20 protein-coding genes are annotated in these 23,950 nt (G+C 48.8%); 5 read left to right on the top strand and 15 right to left on the bottom strand.

Going from position 1 to position 23,950, the window contains the following annotated elements; translation table 11 throughout:
* Positions 1-52 precede the first annotated feature (52 nt).
* The 3 genes from NO559_RS01530 to NO559_RS01520 all read right to left on the bottom strand — a co-directional run bounded on the left by NO559_RS01530 (position 53) and on the right by NO559_RS01520 (position 4,962).
* Positions 53-967, bottom strand: a complete 915-nt coding sequence (locus NO559_RS01530) for a LysR family transcriptional regulator (protein WP_258330008.1) — start codon at positions 965-967, stop codon at positions 53-55.
* Positions 968-1,141: 174 nt separating this feature from the next.
* Complete coding sequence (locus tag NO559_RS01525) at positions 1,142-3,022, bottom strand: EAL domain-containing protein (RefSeq protein WP_258330007.1); 1,881 nt, start codon at positions 3,020-3,022, stop codon at positions 1,142-1,144.
* A 14-nt stretch (positions 3,023-3,036) separates the two neighbouring features.
* Positions 3,037-4,962 carry a CHASE4 domain-containing protein gene (locus NO559_RS01520; RefSeq protein WP_258330006.1) on the bottom strand — a complete coding sequence of 642 codons (1,926 nt, stop codon included), beginning with the start codon at positions 4,960-4,962 and terminating at the stop codon, positions 3,037-3,039.
* A 254-nt stretch (positions 4,963-5,216) separates the two neighbouring features.
* On the opposite strand from NO559_RS01520, the gene NO559_RS01515 reads away from it, so the two are divergent.
* The gene (locus NO559_RS01515) at positions 5,217-5,903 is read left to right on the top strand and encodes a hypothetical protein (protein WP_258330005.1); all 687 of its coding nucleotides are present in this window, start codon (positions 5,217-5,219) and stop codon (positions 5,901-5,903) included.
* Between the two features lies 1 nt (position 5,904).
* On the opposite strand, the gene NO559_RS01510 is transcribed toward NO559_RS01515, so the two are convergent.
* The 6 genes from NO559_RS01510 to NO559_RS01485 all read right to left on the bottom strand — a co-directional run bounded on the left by NO559_RS01510 (position 5,905) and on the right by NO559_RS01485 (position 13,595).
* The gene (locus NO559_RS01510; RefSeq protein ID WP_258330004.1) at positions 5,905-7,398 is read right to left on the bottom strand and encodes a PepSY domain-containing protein; all 1,494 of its coding nucleotides are present in this window, start codon (positions 7,396-7,398) and stop codon (positions 5,905-5,907) included.
* A 24-nt stretch (positions 7,399-7,422) separates the two neighbouring features.
* Positions 7,423-9,522, bottom strand: coding sequence for a TonB-dependent receptor (locus NO559_RS01505; protein WP_258330003.1), 2,100 nt, complete (start codon positions 9,520-9,522; stop codon positions 7,423-7,425).
* Positions 9,523-9,612: 90 nt separating this feature from the next.
* Positions 9,613-10,506: an EamA family transporter RarD gene (gene rarD, locus NO559_RS01500; RefSeq protein WP_258330002.1), complete on the bottom strand. Its 894-nt coding sequence runs from the start codon at positions 10,504-10,506 to the stop codon at positions 9,613-9,615.
* A 73-nt stretch (positions 10,507-10,579) separates the two neighbouring features.
* The gene (locus NO559_RS01495) at positions 10,580-11,224 is read right to left on the bottom strand and encodes a DUF2959 domain-containing protein (RefSeq protein WP_258330001.1); all 645 of its coding nucleotides are present in this window, start codon (positions 11,222-11,224) and stop codon (positions 10,580-10,582) included.
* Between the two features lie 4 nt (positions 11,225-11,228).
* Positions 11,229-11,426, bottom strand: coding sequence for a YqaE/Pmp3 family membrane protein (locus NO559_RS01490; protein ID WP_258330000.1), 198 nt, complete (start codon positions 11,424-11,426; stop codon positions 11,229-11,231).
* 315 nt (positions 11,427-11,741) lie between these two features.
* On the bottom strand, positions 11,742-13,595 hold the full coding sequence (locus NO559_RS01485) for a diguanylate cyclase domain-containing protein (RefSeq protein ID WP_258329999.1): 1,854 nt from the start codon (positions 13,593-13,595) through the stop codon (positions 11,742-11,744).
* Between the two features lie 137 nt (positions 13,596-13,732).
* Between NO559_RS01485 and NO559_RS01480 the strand changes: the two genes are divergently transcribed.
* Positions 13,733-14,533 carry a sulfurtransferase gene (locus NO559_RS01480; protein ID WP_258329998.1) on the top strand — a complete coding sequence of 267 codons (801 nt, stop codon included), beginning with the start codon at positions 13,733-13,735 and terminating at the stop codon, positions 14,531-14,533.
* 22 nt (positions 14,534-14,555) lie between these two features.
* Here the strand turns inward: NO559_RS01480 and NO559_RS01475 are convergent, their stop codons facing one another.
* From NO559_RS01475 to NO559_RS01450, 6 genes are all read right to left on the bottom strand, one after another.
* A complete protein-coding gene (locus NO559_RS01475; RefSeq protein ID WP_258329996.1) occupies positions 14,556-15,221 on the bottom strand; it encodes a pseudouridine synthase in 666 nt (221 codons plus the stop codon).
* A 49-nt stretch (positions 15,222-15,270) separates the two neighbouring features.
* A complete protein-coding gene (locus NO559_RS01470) occupies positions 15,271-15,657 on the bottom strand; it encodes a cereblon family protein (RefSeq protein ID WP_258329995.1) in 387 nt (128 codons plus the stop codon).
* 519 nt (positions 15,658-16,176) lie between these two features.
* Positions 16,177-17,538, bottom strand: coding sequence for a glutathione-disulfide reductase (gorA, locus tag NO559_RS01465; RefSeq protein WP_375542730.1), 1,362 nt, complete (start codon positions 17,536-17,538; stop codon positions 16,177-16,179).
* Between the two features lie 50 nt (positions 17,539-17,588).
* Complete coding sequence (locus NO559_RS01460) at positions 17,589-18,719, bottom strand: LPP20 family lipoprotein (protein ID WP_258329994.1); 1,131 nt, start codon at positions 18,717-18,719, stop codon at positions 17,589-17,591.
* 43 nt (positions 18,720-18,762) lie between these two features.
* Positions 18,763-19,380, bottom strand: coding sequence for a penicillin-binding protein activator LpoB (locus NO559_RS01455; RefSeq protein WP_258329993.1), 618 nt, complete (start codon positions 19,378-19,380; stop codon positions 18,763-18,765).
* Positions 19,381-19,423: 43 nt separating this feature from the next.
* Positions 19,424-21,121 (bottom strand): hypothetical protein, encoded by a 1,698-nt coding sequence (locus NO559_RS01450; RefSeq protein ID WP_258329991.1) that lies wholly within the window; start codon positions 21,119-21,121, stop codon positions 19,424-19,426.
* Positions 21,122-21,499: 378 nt separating this feature from the next.
* On the opposite strand from NO559_RS01450, the gene NO559_RS01445 reads away from it, so the two are divergent.
* The 3 genes from NO559_RS01445 (at position 21,500) to NO559_RS01435 (ending at position 23,932) form a co-directional block, all read left to right on the top strand.
* A complete protein-coding gene (locus tag NO559_RS01445; protein ID WP_258329990.1) occupies positions 21,500-21,766 on the top strand; it encodes a hypothetical protein in 267 nt (88 codons plus the stop codon).
* Between the two features lie 140 nt (positions 21,767-21,906).
* The gene (locus NO559_RS01440) at positions 21,907-22,596 is read left to right on the top strand and encodes a response regulator transcription factor (protein ID WP_258329989.1); all 690 of its coding nucleotides are present in this window, start codon (positions 21,907-21,909) and stop codon (positions 22,594-22,596) included.
* Positions 22,589-23,932 (top strand): ATP-binding protein, encoded by a 1,344-nt coding sequence (locus NO559_RS01435; RefSeq protein ID WP_258329988.1) that lies wholly within the window; start codon positions 22,589-22,591, stop codon positions 23,930-23,932. Before NO559_RS01440 ends, NO559_RS01435 begins: the two co-directional genes overlap by 8 nt.
* Positions 23,933-23,950: the final 18 nt, after the last annotated feature.

Below are 23,950 nucleotides of genomic sequence, written 5' to 3'. Positions count from 1 at the left end.
AGCCGGCACCTTAACAAACTTAGTGAGTAAAGGTGCTGTTTAAGCAAATACGCTAAGTATGTTTATTTAACACTTTGTTGACCGCAGCAATAAACCTATCCCTTGCCGGGTTACAGGTTTGGCTTTTATTCGTGATGGCATAAACGTCATTGCAAGTACTCATGGTCTCAGGCATTAGCGCGCGCATTTTTTGTGTTTGGGTCCAATGCTTAGCCATATGGCTGGGTAAGAATCCTAGATATTGGCCGCTGAGAATCATGGCTGCGCGCATGTCTAGGTTACTGGCCGAGGCTGTCATGCGGCAATCGGCTAATAGTGCTTCTAGCTTTGGATCGCGCAAGGTCACTATGCGTATAAATTCGTAATGCTTTAATGTTGCTAGCGTTAGCTCTTCGCAATCGGCAGAAAATAGTGGATGCTTTTCGCCGCAATATAAAAACAAATCTTCTTTATAAAGTGGTAGGCAGTTCAACGCTGCAGACTGACGCGGTAACACATCTATGCCTAAGTCAGCTTGGCCGCTAAGCACTGCTTGGGCAACTTCATTGGGGCCGCTGCCAACGATATTAATATAAATATTGGGTTCAGCTTGATGAAAGTTGGCAATCACTTCGGATATATCTAATTGGTGATCCCATACCGCATTATCGGCAAGCTGAAGGTTAAGCTTGCCGGTGAGTTGTGATTGCGCCTCGTGGGTCTGCTGCCGAAACAGCTCTATATTGGCTAGCAGTTGCTTGGCCGCCGCATAAATAGACTTACCCTGCTCGGTCAGTGAAAAGCCGCTGGGCCCGCGCTGGCATAGTGTCATGCCTAGCCGCTGCTCTAAGGACGATAAATCCATACTAATAGCGGACTTGCCTTTGTTTAGCTTTAATTCGGCTGCGGTGATACCACCACATTCAACCACGGTTTTAAAAACGGTGATTTGCCGTAGCTCTACATCAGAAATATTTTTTGTATTCATGGGGGGCTTAGTCATGGTTCTATTTTAGCAGCAAGCCCAGTAAGGTTTATACGTTTTGTTTAAGGCTTATTTAACTAGTTAATCGCTATGTATTTATAGTGCCAGGGTTGGTTGCCCTATAGCTGTATACAGGGCGTGTTTATGAGTGAGGGTTTGAGATTTTGCGCAGGGCTATTATGTGTCGCTACTATCTTTAGCGTCGTTAGCTGCTTTGCCATGGCTTAGCAAAAAATCCCCCGCATTTTGCACCGGTAGTGGCCGGCTTAATAAAAAGCCCTGCACATCGTCGCATTGCTGCAGCTTAAGAAAGTCTAGCTGCCCTTTGGTTTCTACCCCTTCGGCTGTAACAGACATATCCAGGCTGTCGGCCATGGCGATAATGGCGGTGACTATGGCTTGATTCTCTTTGTTGGCTTGCTCTGCTGAAATAAAGGCGCGGTCAATTTTTAACTTGTCTATAGGAAAGCGTTTTAAATAGGCGAGGTTGGAGTAGCCGGTGCCAAAGTCATCTATGGCCAGCTGTACTCCTAAGGCTTTGAGGGCGTTTAAGGTGGTAAAGGCTTGGTCACCGTCTTTCATCAGTACGCTTTCGGTAATTTCCAGTTCTAGGACTTCGGGTTCCAGGCCGCTCTCTTCTAATACTTGCTGCACCAAAGCCACAAAGCCTACGTGAGAAAATTGTTTAACCGATACATTCACCGCTATTTTCGGTAAGTACATGCCGGTATCGCGCCAGCTTTTTACTTGTGTACAAGCTGTGCGCAGTACCCATTCGCCTATGCTGTAAATCAGGCCGGTTTCTTCGGCGACGGCGATAAACTCCACCGGTGATACGCTGCCCAGTTCGCTGCTTTGCCAGCGCAGCAAGGCTTCGGCACCGGAGACTTTGTCACTGCGTATATCTAATTGGGGTTGATAGTGTATAGAGAGTTCGTTGCGGGCGATGGCATTGCGCAGGCCTTTTTCTAACGCCATATGCCGTAGGGCGGTGACTTTCATTTCGGCACTGTAAAAGTTAAAGGTGTTGCGGCTCTCTCGCTTAGAGGCATACATGGCTAAGTCGGCGCATTTAAGCAGGGTGTCGGCATCGTCGCCATCATTGGGGTATACCGCAATACCTATGCTGGAGGTGATGATAAGCTCATGGCCATCCAAGCTTATGGGCTGTTCCAAGGCGCTGAGTACGCGTTTAGCTACTATGGCGGCATGGGTGCCGTCGGCAATTTCACTGAGTAATAAGGAGAATTCATCACCGCCCATACGAGCTAAGTGTTTGTTGTTATTACTGGCAGCAGGCGTTGCTTTATTAATATGCCCTGAAGTAATGGCATCGGTATCGCGTATCGCCAGTAATAACCGCTTGGACACTTCATTGAGCATAATGTCGCCTACGGCATGGCCCAGGGTGTCGTTGACGCGTTTAAAATTATCCAAGTCTAAATATAAAATGGCCAGGCTGCGCTGATTGCGTGCAGCATTTTTGAGGGCAATAGTTAAGCGCTCTTTAAAAGAAATACGATTGTGTAAGCCGGTAATATCATCGAAGTAGGCGAGTTGGCGTATGCGATCTTCCGCTTGCCGACGGCGGCTTAGCGCATTGGCCAGTTGGCGTATCTCATGCACGTGAAAAGGTTTTTGCACATAAAAAAGGTTATCGGCGGGTGGTACTTGGGCTGAGATCTCTTCGGGGTCTACATCGGAGTAGGCGGTGACGATAACAATATCTAAGTTGGGGTCTAGCTCGCGTATGCGTACCGCTGCCCATGCGCCGTCGGGGCCTGGGGGCATGCGCATATCAAGAAATACCAAGGAAAAGGGCTGGCCTGTTTCTATGGACTCGCGTACTGCCAGCACGGCATCTTCGGCGCCGTTGCAAAAGCTTAAATCAAAACTCTGCTTGGGCTTTGCAGTTTTATTATTAAACAAGCGTGCGCGCATTGCCTGCAGGTCGTTACCGGCTTCGGGCTGTTGGGGTTGGAGAATATTTTTATAGCTTTCACGAATACTGGCTTCATCATCAGCGATTAAAATACGGATTTTATCCTCATTGCTCATATAGGATTCTCTTATTATGGTTTATTTGCACGCGGTAGTAGTAAGTGTAAGCAAGCGCCATGGCCCAAACCATCGCTGCTGGCGTATATGCGCCCACCCATGCCTAGTAGGGTATTGGCACACCAGTGCAGGCCTACGCCTGAGCCTCTAAGTTTAGTTGAAAATCCGCTATCGAACAGCTGTTTAATATTGTCGGGGGCAATACCTAGGCCATTATCGCAAATACATAGCTGTAGCAACTGTTGGTCATCGTCGGCTTGCCCGGCAACAAAAATACGTATCAGCCCGGTATCGGCTTTTTGGCGGCTCTCTTTGATGGATTCGGCGGCGTTAATCAGCAGATTGTTAAACACTTGCTGCAGTGCGATACGACCGGCCAGTATGGGCTGTTGCTGGGCTAGCGCTGGGTCTAGCTCTATTTGGGTGTGGGCGAGCAGTGATTCGGGTAAGAGTTTTATGCTGTCGCGTAACAGGCTGTCTAGGTCCAGCGGCTCTAGCATACGTTCAGCGCGGCTGTAGCGCTGTTGGTCGGCCAGTACTGATTGCACATGGTCTACCTGAGTGCGCATGGCATCTATCTCGGGGCTAATGCGACTTATCAGTTTAATGAGCTCTTGGTTGGCCAATACTTTAAAGGCCTGTAAGTCTGCTCGTCTGTCTTCGGGGGTAGAGGGATCGGCCAGCTCGCTATCGGCCATTTCCAGTTCGGCCAGTGGTGCCTCTTTTAAGCTCTGTTTCAGCATGCTGAGTTTTACTCCCAGCGGGGTAACGGCGTTGCCTATATTGTGTAATACCCCGCTGGCCATTTCGGCCACGCCAGCCTGGTAGGATAGGTCCGAAACTTGCCGCTGGGCTTGGTTGAGCCGCTCTACCATAAGGTCAAACTCATCGGCTAAGACGCCAATTTCATCATTGCGGTTTAGATTTAAAGCTGAGCTGAGTTTATTTTTACGACCCAAATTAATAGCGTGTTGGGTGAGTTGGGTAACCGGTGTAAATACGGTGATGCGCAGCAACACCAAAATAAAAAACAAAATACTTAAGGCGGCTACCGCCATAGAGATATTGGCTATCATCATGGCTTTGTGGCCGCGTGCGGTAATAGTACGCGGCGTGGAAACCATCAGCTTAAGTGCAGGTTTACCCTCTATATCTAATAGGGTTGTGGAGCCAGTTAACAGTGTTTCACCAGTGGCTATATGGATGTTGCTATGGGCTAGTTCGTTGTCGGACTTTGCTACTGCGCTTACTGCCGCTGTGGCATCGGCGGCTTGGGCGTAGAGCGTAATACGCGATTGTTCGGCAATACGGGCTATGGCCTTACTGTTAAGCAGCCGTCCAAAAATGACATTGCCTCTAGCGGGGCCCTCACCGTTATCATTCAGTATAGGGTGGGAGACAAAAAGCATAGCCCCGCTGGGAGTGTTAATAATGCCTTGTATGGGGGCGGTGGCAGAGGGCGGGCTTAATAAGGGGTGCTTGGGGGGCAATGTTTTGGGTAAAAAGGTTTGGTAATTCACGACCTCTTTGGTGCTTAGGTCTAGCCCCATGCCCCACACTAACTGGCCTTCAAGATTGTAAAACGCCTCTAGGTTGACGCCTATAGAGAGCACGGCACCGGCATATAAATTGGCGTCTATATAGGCCTGATTTTGGTCGGCGATAAATTGATAGCTGTCATCCCACTTGGCCCAGTCCGCTGCCTGCGGGCGCAGGGCATCGAGCTCACGGCGTATGGCCAGTAAGGCGCGCTGGACATTATTTTGGGCTACCTCTTGTTCCAATGCTTCAAAGCTAGGGTATACCACATAGCGCTGGCTGAGATAATTAACGCTGGCGAATATTGCAAAAAGTATCAGCAGTAGTGAAACCACTTTGCTGCTAAGCGATATGCTGACGCCTTTTTTTGTTGTTGGGTGGGGCGTATTCGAATTGTTCACAACCAGCTCTCAAATTTCAGGGTGTTGGGTGTTTTATTGTGCGCAACCTTAGTGGTGTTACTAACGAGGCTGATGTTAGCAATATAACAGCTGCAAGTTTATTGATTATTAGCGTGAGCCTAGTCGAGATTGCAGCCAGCTACAATAAGCGTTGCCACTGAGTGCTGTCAATGTTGCTGCTAATGGCTATAGCTACAAAGGCATGATAATTGCTCTGTATCGTTGATAGACAAAATTATGGCATAGGATAAACCATGAGCAGCTTAGATGGGCTTGGCAAAGCCACCCTCAATAGCAACACGGCTAGCAGCAATAGCAGTGCTAGCAATAGTAACTCGCCAGCGGCGGCCGTCGATACTGTGGCCAAGGCGGCCAGTGCCGCGCTTAGCGATGTGGCGGCTGCGGGTGAAGAGCAAACCGAAACCGTACAAATTTCTAGCCGTGCACAAAAAATACAAAAACTTAATGAAGAGTTTTTTGCCGAAGGCCCCCGCGCCATCAAAATAACTAAGGCCTTAATCGAGCGCTTGGCTGAGTACGGTTTGATTAGCCAGCAAGAGGCTGAAAGCTTAGGGGCGGGAGTGCTAAATAAAGATCAGGATGAGAGCTCTGCTGTGGCACAGCTCTCAAATTTTATTGATAGCTATGCGGCCAGCCTGGAGCAGCAAGGCGCTGAGCAGGGTATTATCGACAGCCTGCGGCAGGCGCAAACGGTGTTAGACCATTTTAATATGCCCACCGCCAGCAGCCGCAATATAGAGATTGCCCAAGTGCTAGAACAGTTACAAAGCCATATGGATGAGGTTGGCGCAACACTGCCGCAAAAAGATCAGCAATCCTTTAGCCAGCTGTTATTAGCACTGGGGGTGGCCAATGTATTAACTCCGGGAGTTAATTCTACGGCGCAAATTGATAAATATTTAGCCGTTGCCGTGCTGTAGTTTAGCCCGCCTTGGCGGCGGGCAGTTTAAGCCTTAGCCCCATATAGGCGAAGCCGGCAAAGGTTAGTAGAAATATTACGATGATAGCATCGCGGCCTTCCCTGCCTACCCAAGGCACTAAAAAATTCCATTTATGCAATAGCGAAAAAGACAGCCGCTCCAGTTTTTGCGAGTGTTGTAAATGTTCTACCAATATGCCGGTAGCAGGGTCTATAAAAACGCTATCCGCTTGTGCATTGTTAATATCAACTCGCCATACCGGCAGGCGCTTGTTTCTAAAATCATAGCCATTGCCAAAGTGCTTAACTAGTTGCAGCTTGGTTTCGGTATTAGCTGCCAAGCCTAAATATTGCAAGGCTTTTTGGTTGACGATTTGGGCTTCGCTAATAGCATGCTCACTATTATTTGCTGCTATCAGTATTGCACCTTGCTCTTTGTTATTGCCATCAAAATTTTGTTGGCGTTTGCTGCTGTGTTGGTGGGGTTGATGATTATCACTGTCGTGATTGCGGGCCAAGCTGGCGCGATAAAAAATAGTACCCTGATGCTCAATAATACTCAGCCCGTTTAGTGCTTTGCCCGTAACTGCGGCGGTGGATAAAGACTGCTTAGGGTCTAGTTGTTTAATATTTATAGCCTGGCTTAGGCGCATACCGCTATTTTGTTCGCCGTATTCGGCCTGCCATAAATGATAAAGTGCGCTAAGGCATAGGGCGAGAAAGGGCAGCATCAGCCAGCCCGCAATAGCTCTGTGGTATTGCTGTGCCAGGCTGTTAAATTTTTTACGTTTGATAAAAAGCATCATCACTAAACCGGCTGCCGCCATGCTGAGTAAGCTGGCTAATAACAGGCTAATAATTAACACACGTAATAGCGGGTAGCCGTCCAGCCACGACCAAGTGTGCAGCATTTGAAATAGGCTTTGTAAATTCGTTTTCCATTGGTTGTTAATGGCGGCCAAGGCATTGGTTTCGGTATGCACGTACACAGTTAAATTATCGCTGCGTTCAAACTCTACCTGGTATACCGGCAGCAAGCGGTTAACCCAAGGGTAGTGGTGATTGAATTCATTAATAAAATGTACGGCTTTAATTGGCCCTTGTTCGCCGCTGTAATAGCGTGCCAGCCAAATGGCCTGGCTGCGGTCGTAATCCTGTAGTTGCGGTGGTGATAGGCCGTGTTGCGGGTTTAGTGGCAGGTATTGCCTAGGGCTTTTTTCATCGTGAGTGATTTGCAGCATGGGGCCGTGTGGGCTGGGCACGGCTTTGTAGATACGAGCATGTAAATCGTTGCCTGCTAGCAGCTGTTGTATACGGGGTAGTTCTTCGCCCTTTAATATCATGCTGGGTGGCATAAACTGCTGCGGCTGCGGGCCTGTCCATACCATGAGTGGATGGCTGAGTGCGGATAGTAAAAATAGTAGCAATGCCGCTAGCGCTAGCCAGGCTAAGTTTTGATGAATTTTGCGGGCGCTAAGTATGGCGATTTTTTTCATTTTTTGTCGCTAGTAATGGCTGGGTTAAAAAACAAGTTTTATACCGGTATAAACGCTGCGGGGTTGCCCGGTTCTATAACTAATATCCGCATCGCCCACTTGGCTATTGGTGTAGCTGGAATACAAAACATCGGTGATATTTTGTAGGCGGGCGTAGATTTCCACAGCTTCATTAATTTGATAGTTAATGCGCAGGTTATAAAGATCATGGCCATCGTAGCGGCCGTTGTTGGTTTCATCGGTATAGTAGCCACCCATATGTGACCACTCTGCTTCCAATCGCAGGCCGGGTAGGGTGTGAGGGCTATAACTTAAGGTCATGTTGGCAATGGTTTTGGGGGCCTTGCCCACTTCGTTGCCGCTAACATCAATATTTTGCGAGGGAAAACAGCAGGTATAGCTAAAGCTATCATAGCGCTGGCTAGTGCGGGTATAAGCCAGGGAATAGTGCCACGCTGCATTGATCTGGCCTTGTAACGAGAGCTCCACACCTTGGTGAGTGGTTTTACCGGCGTTATAAACATTGCGGGTAAAACCATCGATTACCGTTACCAAGTCATCTTTGATTTGCATGCGGTAAGCGGCCAGTTCGTAATACAGCCAGTCTGTGGCCTGGCCGCGCAGGCCCAACTCTGTGCTATTGGCCTTAATGGGCTGTAAGTCATCACTGTTGGCCGTGGAGCCAGAGCGAAACAGGGTGCCCGCCGAGGGTATGCTAAAAGCGTGGCGATAATTAAAGTAGCTGTTGTGCTGGTCGTTGAGTTGATAAACCACGCCCAGTTTGGGGCTCCATTCTTCAAAGCGCGCAGTTTGATTGTCGGGGCGCAAGTGGTTGACGGGCCGGTTTAGTTGCGGGATAAAAACACTATAGGGGTTATTGCTGGGCAGTTGGTCGCGGTAGGCAATAGTAAAATAATCGTAGCGCAGCCCCAGTGAGATTTTTAATTGTTCGCTGGCCTCGGCATCGATTTGCAAATAGGGCGATACTGATGTTTGAGTGGCTTTGAAATCATAATTTTTATGATCCAGTACAACATAGCCAGTATAAATATCGCCGTTTAAGCTGTGGCTAATGGCCGTTTCTTGGTAGCTGGCGGGGGTGTAGTCCAAGTCTAAGCCGCTAATAACGGTGACCTTGTCATTAAGACTATGGCGAAATTTATTGAGCAGGCCGTAGGATTGAAACTCACTGGCCAGTACGTTGGGGTCGTAACTCACCATCCAGCTGGGAGCCATGTCCATGCTGTTGTCGCGGTAATAAGGGGTAAGGGTGAGTAGGCTTTGTTCACTCAGGGTGAGCGCAAACTCTGAGGATAAGCGCAGTGATTCAACTTCACGAAAGGCGGTGCCACCTTGGTATAGATTTTTATCGCCATGATGGCGGTAGTCGTAGGCTTCCAAGCTGGAGACGCTGTTTTGATCGATATTGCTATAGGAGAGTAGTGTTTTAAGTTGCAGCTTATCGCTGGCGCTAATATCCCAGCGCCCGCTTAAAGAGCCGCGGCTGTAATCGGCGGCATCGCTATAGCCCTCATTTTCAGTCCAGTTAATGCTGACTAAAAAGCCTTGCTCATCGTTGCTATTACCGGCAGATAATAAGCCGCGGCGCCAACCATCAGAGCCCGCCTCTAGATTAACGGTATAGCGAGCCTCGCTAGGAGGCGCTTTGCTAATGGCATTAATCATGCCGCCTATAGCGTCGCTGCCGTACAGTGCCGTACCCGGGCCTTTGACCACTTCCAACATACCGGACTGCGGAATATTAACTTCGTATAAGGCATTGTGATTAAAAAAGCCCGAAGGGCGAGTGGGCACACCATCTTCTAAATATAAGTACACGCCGCGAGTGGTAATGGGTTGACGTATGGCGGTCATATGGCCTTCGCCGCCCAAATTATTAATATGCACACCGGCGGCGCGGTTTAACACTTCGCTGGGGTGAGAGGGTGAAATGGCGCTAATAGTGGCGGCATCAAACACCTGCACCGACTCGGCCAAGTCACCGCGCTGTTGCGCTTCTTTAGTGGCGGTGACCACTACGGTTTCTAAAGGGGTGAGAGCTAAGGCTACATTGGGCAGTGCCGCGTAGCAAAAGCTGGCGGCAAATAAAGTTTTTTTATGCATGTGGGTAAAAGTCTTAAAGCTATTGTAATCAGCGGCCATGGTATAGCGTTAAGAAAAAGGGGGGAATGTGGCATATTGCCGCAGCCGCTATTAAGCTCGGCGGCGGCGCTCACGCAGCAGGTGTTTGACACCGCTAAGGCTAAGGGTGATGAGTGCCAGCAGTATCAATATGTATGTAAGGTATTCGCCGGGCTGTATGCTTTCATTTAAAAAGCATAAACCTACCAGCATGATTAGTGGCGGCTCTAAATAACCTAGCAAGCCAAACAATGCCACTGGTAGTAGGCGGCTGGCGTATAGCATGCACAACATGCCCAGCGAACCTAAAACCCCCAGCCCTAAAAATACCGCCAGCTCTGGCCAGCTGTAAGCAAAGGGATGTGTGACCTGGCCATAGTGTTGGCTGGCCCACCAAGCGATGGGTAGCAATAATAAGTTTTCTATAAAAAAGGCACTCATTACTGGCAGGGATTGTTTGCGGCGCAAAATAAAATACAGCGGATAACCCAAGGCTATGACTAAGGCCACCCAGGAAAAACTGCCGGTATACCAAAGGTTATAGGCTATCGCCAAGCTGGCTAATACCGTGGCCAAACTTTGCGCCAGGTTTAGCTTTTCGCCGTAGAGCAAGCGGCCAACCAACACTAAAGTGAGTGGCAGTAAAAAATAACCTAGAGAAACGCCTAAGGTTTCATTATTTAGCGGCGCCCAGGAAAATATAAACCACTGCATACCTACCAACAGCGAGCCGCAGATTAGCCCAGGCCAATTGCTGAGTCGGCTAAGGGGTTTAAGGCTGTTGAGCAACTGCTTATTAAATAGCAGTACGCAGGCAATAAATAGGCTGGTCCAAATAATGCGCTGGCCAGCGGCTACGTAACCGGAGCTGGAAGGCAGCCACTGCAAGTACAGCGGCATCATGGCAAATAACAGTGATGCGCCTATGGAGCTGGCCAGCCCTTTGGAGGAAACGACTTGAGTCATAGCTATCTTTGCTGTGGCGACAGGCACCAGTTTAGTTGAGCTGATGCATTATATGAGTGGTGATGGGGGGAGTTTAACTGCCCGCTTTTAGCTCTTTAATAAAACTATTGGACTCTTGTATGGCTAGTTCCATCGTTTTAATTAGGGCGGTGACATCGCGGTTGACTGAGCCCAGTTCGCCCTTCAGTGAACTAATCGCACGGGCATTGAGGTTGTGTTTAAGATATAGGCTGTTATCACGCAAGGTGTTAAGCACGGGGGCGATGGCGCTTTCAGCTTTGCGCATGGCTTTTAGCAGGCGGCTATAGCGTTGTTGAGTGCTTTTAAGTTGCGCTGCGCTGCTGCGCCTAAGGTTGCTGTTAGTGTATTGCTCCAGCTCATCTTGCCACTCATCAAACAGGGCATTGGCTACGGAGTCAACTTTGTCTATGCGTTTACTGATGTTGTTGGCGGCGTCTACACTGTCTTCGTAGGCGCTGTTGAGGCGGTTATACATTTCTTCTAGTTCGCCGCCGTCAAAGTTAACCACCTCTTTAAATTGCTCTAGGGCAGTTTTGAACTGCTCCTGCCCTTCTTGTTGTGCGTCTTGGGCATCTTCTATGCGGTCTACCAAAATATCGCGCTTGTGTATGCCCAGTTCTTCCATGGCATTGAAATAAGTGCTTTCACAAGCGGTGAGAGTAAACAGAATACTGATTAACAAGACGCGCAGTAGCATGGGCTTAACCTTTGTTGTTTATGGCATCAACAATTTTTTGAGTTTGCTTTTCGTTGAGGTGGCTGTGTACCACAAATAGTGCATGTACCACGCCAGGTACCCAAAAACATAGGGTGAGTATGATATTTAAAATGCCAACCATAGGCTTGCCACAAAGAAAAACCGCCACTGGGGGTAGGAGTATAGCGAGTAAATAGCGCATGAGTTTGCCTCTTGTTAAGTTAAAAAGCTTATTAGCCAGAGTTACTTAAGCTGAATATGCCACGACCATACTATATAAGCTTAAGCCCATCAATCTAAACGATTAGTGCTAGGCCCACAAATAAGTAGTACTGCAGCTGGGGCCGTTTTCTGCTGGCTCTAGGCGCTAACTAATTAGTTTCCTTAAAACGGAGTTAAAGGGGCTTGTGATGATGACGATGGAATCCCCTTTGCCTAAGCTAATATGTTTATTGAGTTGAATTGGCTGCGTTGTAGGCTGTTAGCCTGCCTTGAATATGTGCGTGTGTCGCTGTAGTTATAGGCAGAGGTTGCTACACATGCAGTTTCGGCCTTGTTCTTTGGCCGTATATAAGGCCTTGTCGGCACAGTCTATAAGGTCGATTTGGCTGTGTTGCAGGCAATTATTCATAGTGGTTACCCCCACGCTTACGGTAACGCAATCACCTATTTTTGAGCCTTGATGAGGGATGTTTTTATCTTTAACCGCGGCTAGCATTTTGGCGGCTAGTTGCTCTGCTAGCAGCTGGTCAGTATTGGGCAGGATTATGGCGAACTCTTCCCCGCCGTAGCGGGCGACTATATCAGTGACACGATTAAAGCACTGGTGTATGGCTTCGGCCACCTGTTGTAAACATTGGTCGCCACTGATATGACCATAGTTATCATTGTAGTTTTTAAAGAAGTCTACATCGCACATAATTAAAGATAGCGGCTCTTTATTACGCATACTACGCCTAAATTCATGGTTGAGGCTTTCATTAAATTTGCGACGATTATAAATATTAGTGAGTGCGTCTTTGGTGGCTAATCGCTCTAGCTCTTGTTGTTTTTCATGTAGTAGGTGTTCGCGCTCTTTGAGCTCACTAATATCGGAAAGGGTGATGGCGTAGCTGTTATCCGCTAGCGTTTCTTTATGCAGGCTGAGCCAGCTATAGTTGTCGTAATATTCAAAGGCTTTTTCAGAGTTGCTAATAAACCATTGTTGAAAGTCTTGTTGTTTCTGTTCTTTATTATTTTTGTAGTCGTCAGTTTGGATAATGCTTTTTATAGCTTCATGGAAATTAAGTCCCGGCTGGTACAGATCTATATCAAATTCATTAAAATAGCTATTGAGGTAGTTATTGGATTTTATGAGTTTGTTGTTGCTGTCGAATAAGCCTATGCCTACTGTGAGTGCGTTAATGGCCCCCATAAACTGTTCTTTTAATTGGTTAATTTTTTGCTTGGCGGATTCCAGTTGTTGCTGTTTAAAAACCTCGGTGCTGATATCTTGAATAATGCCGTGGTGAGAATAGGTCTTGCCATCTTGATTTGCTAATATTTGCCCTATTTCATGTATGTATTTTAATTTTCCTTTGGGGGTGATGACTCGGTAATCTATGCTGTAATCCTGCAGGTGGGTGTCAGCTTTTTTGAAGGTGTTAAGAACTTTTGGCAAATCTTCAGGGTGTATTATTTTGTTAATGTCGCTTTGGGTGATGGCGTCTTGGCTTTCTAATTCCATCAATTGCAAGTACTGGCCTGAATATTGAATTTTGGCATTTTCGCTTAAGCCCACATTCCAATAGCCTATTTTGGCTATAGCTGCTGCCATTTCTAAGTGGCGTACTTGTTCGTCGACTATGCGCTCGTGTTGTAGGGTTTGTGATATTTCCTGCGAGATGCAAATAACCCGCCGCCAGTCGTGGCGATAGTCTTCCGGTATGCAGTAGGTGTCGCGAAAAATTAACTTTTTACCAAAGCGCCCGGTTTCTTCGCTCACACTAGTACTGACATATTCCCCCTGAGAAAATCTAATTAGGTCGGGAAGAAAATCGGCTATGTAAACATCGTACTCCTGTAAAAATAAGTCGTGTTCATCTTCGCAGTAGCCATATTGGTGTAGGGCGGCAGGGTTTACCGATATGACTTGGGTAGTGTGTTTAAAGGCCTCCACCCGCGCAGGGTCTTGCTTTAGGTATTGCTCAAAGTTTTTTTGCTGCTGCGGTGTTAAAGAGTCGAATAGCGCCTTGGTTTTGCTCCAGTCTTCTTCCCATATACCTATAGGGGCATAGTGGTAGAGGAAGCGTGTTTTCGCCTCTAGCTTATCCATAGAACTGCCTGATTGTGCGCCGCTATCACTGTAGAGGGGCCTAGTAAAATCGTCCATGTTTATATTACTTGATAAAAAGGTATTGCTTAGCATAGCCTATATCACCCGCTGGGCAATTTGCTTTGCGCGGCCAGCGCCAAGCTAAGCATTAAAAAGCTAAGTAATAAAAAGGTAAGTAATTAAAGAGTAGTGTTATGCCAAAATATTTGATTTCACCGGCGGAGTTAGCGGCTAAACCCCGCGAGCAGTTATTGATTATAGACTGCCGTTTTTCACTGGCAGATGTGCAGGCCGGTCGCCGCAGCTACCAGCAAAGCCATATTAGTGGTGCCCATTATTTGCATTTGGATGAAGATTTGTCCGGCCCCAAGGGGCGGCATGGTGGCCGTCACCCTTTGCCTGATAGTGGGCGATTACAGCAGCGTTTGCAGGCTCTGGGTATGACTAATAAGACCTTGGTGGTGGCCTATGATGATCAGCGCATGGCCTTTGCTGCCAGGTTGTGGTGGCTGCTGCGCTACTTGGGCCATGAGCAGGTAAAAGTGTTAGACGGGGGTTTTAAGGCCTGGCAGGGGCAGGGTTTACCTTGTGATGCTGCTATCCCCAGCAGCATAGCGGGGGACTTTATCGCTGCGCCGCGCCCCGAATTATTGGTAAATCGCGAGGCGGTCATACAGCGCGGTGCGAATTGTGCACTCATAGACTCCCGTGAAGCGCCGCGTTACCGCGGCGAAGAGGAGCCTATAGATCCTATCGCTGGGCATATAGAGGGGGCTGTTAATTACCCTTGGCAGAGTGTCACCGGCGAGCAGGGGCAGTTACTGACTGAGCAACAGCAACCGCGTTGGCAGGAGCTGCTTAATCAGGATGAGTTAATGGTGTACTGCGGTTCGGGGGTCACGGCCTGCGTTAATTTATTGTCGCTGGCCGAGGCGGGCAGGGAGGACGCCAAGCTGTATGCGGGCAGCTGGAGTGACTGGTGCTCGTACCTATAGCCTTGTTAAAGAACTGGCCGCATTAAAAGGGGCAGGGGCTGTAGCCTTTAATGACTTCATCGCTAACAGGGTGGTGAAAATGCAGGGTTTCAGCGTGCAGCAATAGCCGCGGTGATAGGGCTCTAGCCTGCTGGTGGGCATAAAAATCACAGCCTAAAATAGGGTGGCCTATTTCCGCTAGGTGTATGCGCAGCTGGTGCGAGCGCCCAGTGATGGGGGTGAGCAATACTCGGCTGCTATTGCGCGTGGGGTTTCTACTCAGCACTTGGTAGTGGGTTAAGGCGGCTTTACCCTGCTCGTGGTCAATTTTTTGTAAGGGCCTATTAGGCCAGTCGGTGATGATGGGCAGCTCTATACTGCCTTTATCTTTTGCTACTAGGCCAAACACTTCAGCGATATAACATTTGTGGGTGAGCCTTTGTTCAAACTGTCGGCTGAGCTGCCTATGGCTATCGGCGTTTAGCGCCAGCACCATAATCCCCGAGGTATCCATGTCTAGGCGGTGTACGATTCTGGCGCTGGGGTATTGCTCTTGCACTCGGCTGATAAGACAGTCGCGGTTGGCGGGGTGGCGGCCGGGCACCGAGAGTAAACCAGCGGGTTTGTTAACCAGTAAACACTGATCGTCCTGCCAGAGTATATGTATATCTTCGGTGCAAGGGGGGGCAATAAAATCTCTGCCAGTCATAGCGCATAGGTCGTTGCTGTTACTAGGCGGCGCAGTGTAGCACGAAAGCCTAGCCCAGTTGATCCATTAACCTATCGGCTATTAAACCAAAGAAAAAACGCTGGCTATGGCTGCTACGGCAGTACTGATAATACCAGCCCAAATGCTCGCCGCACTCTGTACACAGGGCCAGTTGCCATTGGTAGCCGGCAAACCAGCTGTATTCTTCGCTGGCGGGGCCGGTAATGCTGCAGCCGTGGGCATTGTTAAAACAGCGCAAATGGTAGTTGACGCCGGCGGGGTTGGTGAAACGGTGGTGGCTGTTATTGCCTATGATGGCCTGTTCGTGCTGGCTGGTAATAGGCGTGTGACAGCAGCGGCAAAATACCAGTGGGCTGGCGCCATCATCTATGCCCTGTAATAGGCTATCAAAGTCCATCTCATCTACGGTCTTCATAATGGGCCAGTATAGTACACAGGCTGAATTTGGCTTGCTTGATCCATCGTGTTTAGAGCTGTGGCTTTGAACGAATGTCTAACGAGCTGAAAAAAATTTAAATGTAGGGGGACAACGGTCTGAAACTCAAGGAGAAGGTAGCTGCTGGTAAGCCAGGCGCTGATACACTAGTGTCCGGTTAAAATCGTAATGGTATGTATTTGACACTAAAATAGTAAATAGAATTCACCTCGTTTAGATTTATGACTCACTTTCAGGTTGTCGTTCCGGCCTTGAGCCGGTATCCATAGGCTTACGAAGTTCGTAGCATGCATTTAATACAGGTTTTTAAAAAATGACTATTTTGATAGCGTATTCTAATCACACGCTGAGGATTGCTAGCATATTTCAGTTTTCGTGGATGCCGTGTCGGAGCCCGGCATGACTGGAATAGTGCTTTAACCGGACACTAGAGAGGCGCTGGTATGGATGCCAGCGCCTAGCCTAATGCCTACCCCATACAGGGGGGCAGCTATATTTTTATGCGCGCGGGCTGCGCATAGTCACAAACTCTTCCGCCGCGGTGGGGTGTATGCCTATGGTGCTATCAAACTGGGCCTTGGTGGCACCGGCTTTCATGGCTATGGCTATGCCCTGAATAATCTCACCGGCTTCGTCACCCACCATGTGTACGCCCACCACTTTGTCGCTGGCGGTGTCGACGATAAGCTTCATATAGGTGCGTTCTTCACGGCCGCCTATGGTGTGCTTCATAGCGCGGAAGTTGGATTCATAAACGGTAATATCACCGTATTTTTCTTTAGCTTGTTGCTCCGATAAACCACAAGTGCCTATGGTGGGCTGGCAAAAAACGGCGGTGGCGATATTGTCGTAGTCCACCGTGCTAGGCTCGTTGTTATACAGGGTTTTGGCCAGTGCCATACCTTCGGCTAGGGCGACAGGTGTGAGCTCCATGCCGCCGGTAACATCACCCAGCGCATATATATGCGGGGTGCTGGTTTGGTATTGCTGGTTCACTTTGATAGTGCCGTTGTCGTTAAGGGCGATATCGACGTGTTCTAAGCCTAAGTCTTGCAAATGGGGCTTGCGGCCGGTGGCGTAGAGTATGGCATCACAGGCTAGGCTGCTGCCGTCTTCTAGTTGTGCCAGCAGCGACCCGTCGGCTTGTTTTTCTATGGCTTGGATATTGTTGTTGAACTGTAAGTTAACCCCGGACTTGGCAATTTCTTGGGCGGCAAATTGGCGTACGTCTTCGTCAAAGCCGCGCAAAAATAAGGGGCCGCGATACAGCTGGGTGGTTTGTGCGCCTAGGCCATTAAAAATACCGGCAAATTCCACCGCGATGTAACCGCCGCCTACGACGATAATACGTTGCGGAAAGTTTTCTAAATCAAATACTTCGTTAGAGCTAACGGCGTGCTCGCGGCCGGGAATATCGGGTATATAGGGCCAGCCACCGGTGGCGATAACAATGCGCTCGGCGCTGTGCTGTTGGCCGTTAACCTCTACGGTGTGGGCATCCACAAAGCGGGCGCGGCCGTTATATACGGTAACCCCGGCATTGCCTAATAGGCCGTCGTATACGCCGTTTAAGCGGCTGATTTCGGCTTTTTTATTGTCCCGTAAGGTGGCCCAATTAAAGTTGGGGCGCTTGCTATCCCAGCCAAAGCCGCGGGCGTCTTCAAAGGCGTGGCTGAACTGTGAGGCGTAAACATAGAGTTTTTTGGGCACACAGCCCACATTAACACAGGTGCCGCCCATGTAGCGGTCTTCGGCTACCGCTACTTTGGCACCGTAGCCTGCGGCCATGCGGCCAGCTCTAACACCGCCGGAACCGGCGCCTATAACAAATAAATCGTAATCGTAGCTATGTTTACTCACATCTATTCCCGTTGTTGCTTTGCTGGCCAGTGCGATTGGCCTAGTGAATGTTAGTCTATGGCTTTGACTAAATTCGCCCCCAGCGATTGGCTGAGCTGCTGGGCGAGTTTTTCCAGCGCCTTATCTTTGGCTAGCCCGGCATCGCTGGAGATGCCCTTAGCCTTTTCTATAAAAGTGGATAGGGTTTTGCCCTGCTCATCTTGCAGGCTAACGGTGGCATTGGCCAGTTGATAGTGTTGGCTATCCCTGTGTATATGGCGCCAGTTTACCTTGTAACTCAGTACTATATCGGCGGCACCTTGCTGGCTTACCCGCATACCTTGGTCGGTTAGCGTTTTGATTAAGCTGTCGCGCAAAATCGCATCGCCGTTTTGGACTATACGAAACTGTAATGTATCCAGCAGCGCGTAAATAATATTTTGAAATTCGATGAGCTCAGGGCTAAGGGCGAAACTCTGCTGGCCATTGGATATATCCAGCGCTTGTTGGTTGAGCTGTTCGCGCTGGGCTAATAATTTAAGGCTGGGTAGCGCTTTGCGTAACCTATTGAGTGTGCTGCCTTGGGCGCTGGCCTGGCTGGCGGCTAGTAGCTGTTGATCCAGCTGGGCGATTTGTTGCTGCAGGTTGGACAGGGCGCTGGCCTTGTGCAGGGCGGCTAAGGCGTAAACGGTGGCGTTAGCTTTATCGATATAGCGCTCAATAATACTAAGGCCGCTATAGCTGGTTGGTGCCACGGTATTACGTACTTCACTGTTAAAGGATTGGCTGACCACACCTTGTTGCAGCCGCTCTTGCGCATTGTTAACGGCGCTCACCGATACCCGCAGCTTGGCGGCTAAGTTGACCTTGGCCTGCTCGTCGGCTATTTGGCTGGCGGTAGCGCTGGTAGAGTTAATACCCGCTGAGCCTACTCCGAAAACATACTCGGGGTTACTGGGGGGCGTCATCACCCAATCGGGTTGGCGTTGGTGGGTTTTTACCATCGGGTCGCTGGCACTTGGTTTTTGTAGTGCCGGGCTAGTCTGCGGGGGAGTGAGGGGGCGTTTTTTCGCTTTGCCCTCTAGCTCGGCAAAGGCATCGTCGGCCTGGGCGTGCAGTTCGGCTTCGCGCTGGGCTTGCTCATCGCCAGTGTGGTGTTGCACTTGCGAGCTAACGGTTTTGCAGCCGGTTAAGGCTGCCATTACTAGGCAGCCCGCGAGTAGAGTGTTGCAACGGGGGGGGAGGTTAGAAGCCAAACTTTGAGCGCTCCTGTAGTTTTTTAATTTTTTTCTGGCCATTCCAGGCTTCGCGGTTAGTGCTCATATCAATAAGGCGTAAATCAATTTGATAGGCGGTAACGCGCTTGCCGTCCAGCTCGTCCAAGGTGGAGTTAATGGTGCCAGACAGTGCGTAGTCGGCACCGGTCTCTTCGCCCATTTGCGCTTGGGTATCACTGCTGGCGTTTAGCTCTTGGTCGGCCCGTTCGGCGCGTATGTCTTTGCGTATTTCACTGTCGGCTACAAAGTCTACTTTACCGCTGCGCAATAGGGCGCGTTTTAAATCATTGGTAAAGGTGTCGGTGGCGATATGTTCGTGGGATTTATTGCGTACCCGTTGAATAATAACGGTGGGGCGGCGATCTTTTTTGCGCATATGCTCGGCTATCCAAGGGAAGGTGAGCATATCTTCTATCATGGCCTCGGCGGTGAGTTGGGAGTCTTTATCATTCCACTTATCGGTGAGGGCGATTTCCTGGCTGCTGTCTACTCGCGATACCGAAACCGTGCTACAGGCGGATAGGCCAGCAAACAATAACGCGAGTAAGCCTAGGCGTGGCAGTAGAGTCGTCAAGGTGGTCATCATATTATTCCTTTATCGTATGGTTGGTTTTTTAACGCTAAATATTTCACAGGGGCTTGCTGGCTATGCCCACCGGTTGATAAGTATGGGTATGCCACAGTGTAGGGCGGCCCGCCACCACATTCAACGTCTGCTTTTGCCGTACCACAAAGCCATTGTTTAAAGTGGTTTTTAATTCTATCTGGTGTTGACCGGGGGCTAGGTTAAGGCGGCTGAGCTGTATGCTATTGGGCAGAGTTAGCCAGTTGCGGGTATCTGCAGAGGCAGTTAGTAAGTTAACAATTTTTAATAGCCCGCCTAACGCTGCCGCCCCCGACTCGTCGGCGGTATGCTGGGCGGCTATGGCTTTGGTGAGCTCGCGGGTAAGCGCCAGTTGTATATCGGTATTGGAGCGGCGAATTTGCTCTTGCAAGGCGATGCGCATAATGGATTCGGCGGGCAGCAGCTGGCTGGCTTTGCTGCCATTGATAAAGAGTTCGCTGTGATTGACGCTATTTTGCAGCGGCGGGTAATAGGGCACGGCTACGCGAGCGCCAAACTCCAAGGCTTTTACTAAGTTCAGTTTTTCTACATTGCGCCACAGCATGCCTATGGGTATGCGCTTGCTAATCGCCCCTTGTACGACGGTGCCTACATCACCCACCGCATAGTTTTGCAAAATATCAAACAGGCTGGTATCTGAATAAAGCATTAAAAACCAGGCTAATTGGGCTCTTTGTTGCTCGCGGCTGCCGGTAGGCATGGGCCATAGCACCAGTGAGCGGGAGTAGCTGTCCAGGGTAAGCCGCAGGTTTAGCTCTTCGCGGCGCGGCATGGTGCCGCTGTGTTGAATAATTACCAGGTCGCTGGTTTGAGCATCTAAGTTTTGTAATTGTTGGCGTTGCTGGCTGCTTAAATGACGCTGGGCTATGTCTTGCCAGCCGGGGTCATTATCCAGTTTCATCACGCGGGCCACATCGTACCAGGCTTGCTGAGCGGGTCTGTCGCCCAGTCGGTATTGTTGTGCAAAACCATTTTGGTAGCTTTGTGCGGCGCGCTGATAGGAGATGCGGGCGTTGTCTGCATTGCCTGCTAATTCAAATAATAAGCCTGCAATATAATGGCCATAGGCATCGTCACGGTAAACCAGCTTATCGCTGTGGGCGGGTTCGCCCAAGGCTTGTTTGAATAAGTCTAATAGTTGTGTGGCGGTGCGCTCTTCGTCATTGCCTGGGGCGGGGCGAGCTGGGTAGCCGCCGGTTTGGAAGCGCTGTTGCTCTAAGCGATGGCTGAGTTTGCGTATTTCTACTAGGGCGGAGTCTAGATAGTCGTTGTCTATATGATCGCTGTTTTGTGCCAGCTTGAGATAGTTTAGCGCCTTATAGTAATGCACAAAGCTGTTTTCAAACTGTTGGCTTTGATAGGGCGTTAGGCTGGGGCCGGTAAGTAATTTGGCAACTTCATTGCTGAGGCTGATGGTGTAGTTGTTGTCTATTAATTGCTCAGCTTCATCAAAGTAATAGGTGCTGCGCTGGTAGTCGCCTTTTAGGTGGTTGATCATGCCCAGCTCTAGGCGATGCAGTAGTCGGTTTTTGCCCTGCTCGGCGATGGCGCTATTGAGTGCTAGTTCAGCCTGTTCAAACTGGCCATTTCTGGTGAGCTTAAGCGCTGCATCCATAGGCGGGGCGCTGGCGCAGCCTATGATGGTTAGGCCGGTGCTGATAAGCAGCGTGCGTATGTGGCAGCGTAAAAAGGGGGGCAGCATCACAGTCCTTGGTGGTTTTATCTTAATCAACGTAGTCCGGCATTATTGACCGTTATCCACGGCTTAATCAAGTCAGCCCGGCTAGGGCGTAATTCTGCTAAAGAGTGGTGATAAAAAAAGATAAGGGCTGCAGATTAGCCAGCGGCTGCTTTGGCCTATGAGCTAGGCTGGGATAGATAAGGCAGCTGAAAAGTCTAATAAAAATAGGCTGCAAAAGTTTAGTTTTGACTGTTTTTTGAGCGATTATGAATTAAAAAACTTGTAACTGAATGATTTTGTTCAGCTTAGGTTAAGTTTCAAAAGTGCATAATCTGTAACACATTGAGAGAAACTAGTTTTACATTTAATAAAATTATTATTGTAGAAGAGAGAATGACTATGAAATTAAGAACCGTACTCCTCACAGCCGCTGTTGCCATTACTGCAACTCAAGCCTTTGCTGCTCGCCCAGTGAGCATCAAATACAACGAAGATATCGTTGTTGAAGGCGACCAAATCTACTCACACTACGTTGTTAGCTGCTCTAATGGCGAAAGCAAAGACATTTCTGCCTGGGATAAGCGCAAGACCTGGTGTGTAGGTAAGGGCTTAAAAGACGATTGCAGCAAGAAGCAAATCAAAACTGCTAAGCAGGTTTGCCGCTAAGGTTTAAATCCTAAGCGAAAAAAAAACGACGTGTAATGGGGATTGCACGTCGTTTTTTTTTGCCTGCTCTTTTAATATGGCTATTTGAATAATAGCTCTTTGGATACTGGCCCGATGAAAATAATGATGAGGCAGCATATATGCGTTTACTGGTGATAGAGGACGAGGCGCATTTGCGCACAGCCTTGCAAGAGTCCCTAGGGCGCGCTGGCTATGCGGTAGATAGTGCCGATAATGGCAAGGATGGCTTATACATGGGGTTAGAAAATCCCTATGATTTGGCGATTATAGACCTGGGCCTGCCACAGCTGTCGGGGCTGGATGTGATACGGCAGTTGCGACAGCGCCAATGCCGCTTTCCTATACTTATTTTAACCGCCCGCAGTGACTGGCAGGATAAGGTTGAGGGTTTGGAGGCGGGAGCCGATGACTATGTGGTCAAGCCCTTTCACTTTGAAGAGATTAATGCCCGAGTAAATGCCTTGTTACGGCGCAGCATGGGTAGGGCCAAAGCTACCTTAAACTTTGGGCCGTTGTGCATAGATACTACCGCCAAAACCGCCTCTCTTAATCAGCAGCTAATGACACTCACCAGCTATGAATACAATACCTTGGAGTATTTGGCGTTAAAGGCGGGTGATATCGTTTCTAAAACCGAACTGACCGAGCACCTCTACGACCAGGACTTTGATCGCGATAGTAATGTAATAGAGGTATTTATAGGCCGTTTGCGTAAAAAAATAGACCCCGATAACAGCTTAAAGCCTATAGCCACGGTGCGTGGCCAAGGCTATCGTTTTACTCTGCAAGAGAGCGACGACCATGCCTAACTCCTTATTTGGCCGCTTAATTTTTGCCAGTGTTTTACTGCTGACATTTTTCTTTAGTTTTATCGCTTATATGACGGTAGAGGTTTTTACTCATAATATTGAGCAGTCCATTAAAAAAAGCCTGGCTTTAGAAACCCATGTTTTACTCTCGGTGGCGCAGGTGGATGATGACACTATCTCCATTCCTGACAGTTTGCACGACCCACGATTTAATAAGCATGAGTCGGGTTTATATGGTTTTATTAGCGATAGTGCGGGGCAGGCATTTTGGGGATCTTATTCAGCGCATTCACTGACGCTTAGCGCTGAATTATTGACGGCTAATAGCTTAGGCGTAGGCAAAAGTCACTTTCTAAAAAGTGAACAGTATTATATTTACCAGCACGCGGTTATGTGGGAAGTGGTGAATGATGATCCTCAGCTGATTATCTTTTCTGTTTTAGAAGATAGAGCCGACACCAATCAAAAAATTGCCGACTTTAGAAAACAAATTGGCCGCTGGTTAGCTGTTACGGCACTGTTACTGGTGCTGGCATTGGTTTTGATTTTGCTGTGGGGTACTTTGCCGCTGCGGGAGCTGGCGCGGCGCTTAAAATTAATAGAGAAGGGGGTGGCTACCCATATAGAGGGTGAATACCCCGTAGAGTTAAGGCGGCTGACAAAAAACCTGAATCAATTAATTACCACCGAACGCAAACAGCGAGAGCGCTACCACGCCACACTGGCCGATCTGGCGCATAGTTTAAAAACGCCACTGGCAGTGATACAGGCGGAACTGGAGTTAGATGCTAAAAATAATCAAACTAATACTACCTTAATACAACAAGCCAGCCGTATAGACGATATTATTAAGCATCAATTGCAACGGGCGGTAGTTTCTAGCCCTAACACCTTAAGTGAGTCGGTGCCGGTAGCGGCCAGCGTAGAAAAAATAAAGGGCGCTTTCGAAAAAATTTACCACGACAAGGGCGTGCAATTCAGTAGCGAAATTAGCTCTGATGCCGTGTTTAAAGGCGATCAGCGCGATTTGATGGAAGTGTTAGGTAACGTATTAGATAACGCCTTTAAAGCCTGTAATAACGCCGTTATGCTAAAAGCCTATGTGGAAAGTCGCTACTTATATATAGAAGTACACGATGATGGTAAGGGCGTGGCACCAGAAAATCGCAACGCCATACTCAAGCGTGGCTTGCGCGCCGATGTTAGCGGTGCGGGCCAAGGCATAGGTCTGGATGTGGTGCGAGATATTGTAGGCAGCTATCAAGGTAAAGTTGAAATTAACGATTCGCCATTAGGTGGCGCGGTGTTTATTTTAAGTTTTAAATTTATGGCTTAAAAAGAAGTTGCTAGTAAC

It is taken from the genome of Dasania sp. GY-MA-18 (genome assembly GCF_024734385.1).
Lineage (GTDB): Bacteria > Pseudomonadota > Gammaproteobacteria > Pseudomonadales > Dasaniaceae > Dasania > Dasania phycosphaerae.
The sequence above is the reverse complement of the archived record's forward strand: the minus strand, read 5'-3'. Positions and strand labels throughout refer to the sequence as shown.

Coding starts and splice junctions, on each gene's coding strand:
- NO559_RS01530 (WP_258330008.1), bottom strand. CDS start 967: ATGAATACAAAAAATATTTCTGATGTAGAGCTACGGCAAATCACCGTT.
- NO559_RS01525 (WP_258330007.1), bottom strand. CDS start 3,022: ATGAGCAATGAGGATAAAATCCGTATTTTAATCGCTGATGATGAAGCC.
- NO559_RS01515 (WP_258330005.1), top strand. CDS start 5,217: ATGAGCAGCTTAGATGGGCTTGGCAAAGCCACCCTCAATAGCAACACG.
- NO559_RS01510 (WP_258330004.1), bottom strand. CDS start 7,398: ATGAAAAAAATCGCCATACTTAGCGCCCGCAAAATTCATCAAAACTTA.
- NO559_RS01505 (WP_258330003.1), bottom strand. CDS start 9,522: ATGCATAAAAAAACTTTATTTGCCGCCAGCTTTTGCTACGCGGCACTG.
- rarD (WP_258330002.1), bottom strand. CDS start 10,506: ATGACTCAAGTCGTTTCCTCCAAAGGGCTGGCCAGCTCCATAGGCGCA.
- NO559_RS01495 (WP_258330001.1), bottom strand. CDS start 11,224: ATGCTACTGCGCGTCTTGTTAATCAGTATTCTGTTTACTCTCACCGCT.
- NO559_RS01490 (WP_258330000.1), bottom strand. CDS start 11,426: ATGCGCTATTTACTCGCTATACTCCTACCCCCAGTGGCGGTTTTTCTT.
- NO559_RS01485 (WP_258329999.1), bottom strand. CDS start 13,595: ATGGACGATTTTACTAGGCCCCTCTACAGTGATAGCGGCGCACAATCA.
- NO559_RS01480 (WP_258329998.1), top strand. CDS start 13,733: ATGCCAAAATATTTGATTTCACCGGCGGAGTTAGCGGCTAAACCCCGC.
- NO559_RS01475 (WP_258329996.1), bottom strand. CDS start 15,221: ATGACTGGCAGAGATTTTATTGCCCCCCCTTGCACCGAAGATATACAT.
- NO559_RS01470 (WP_258329995.1), bottom strand. CDS start 15,657: ATGAAGACCGTAGATGAGATGGACTTTGATAGCCTATTACAGGGCATA.
- NO559_RS01460 (WP_258329994.1), bottom strand. CDS start 18,719: ATGGCAGCCTTAACCGGCTGCAAAACCGTTAGCTCGCAAGTGCAACAC.
- NO559_RS01455 (WP_258329993.1), bottom strand. CDS start 19,380: ATGATGACCACCTTGACGACTCTACTGCCACGCCTAGGCTTACTCGCG.
- NO559_RS01450 (WP_258329991.1), bottom strand. CDS start 21,121: ATGCTGCCCCCCTTTTTACGCTGCCACATACGCACGCTGCTTATCAGC.
- NO559_RS01445 (WP_258329990.1), top strand. CDS start 21,500: ATGAAATTAAGAACCGTACTCCTCACAGCCGCTGTTGCCATTACTGCA.
- NO559_RS01440 (WP_258329989.1), top strand. CDS start 21,907: ATGCGTTTACTGGTGATAGAGGACGAGGCGCATTTGCGCACAGCCTTG.
- NO559_RS01435 (WP_258329988.1), top strand. CDS start 22,589: ATGCCTAACTCCTTATTTGGCCGCTTAATTTTTGCCAGTGTTTTACTG.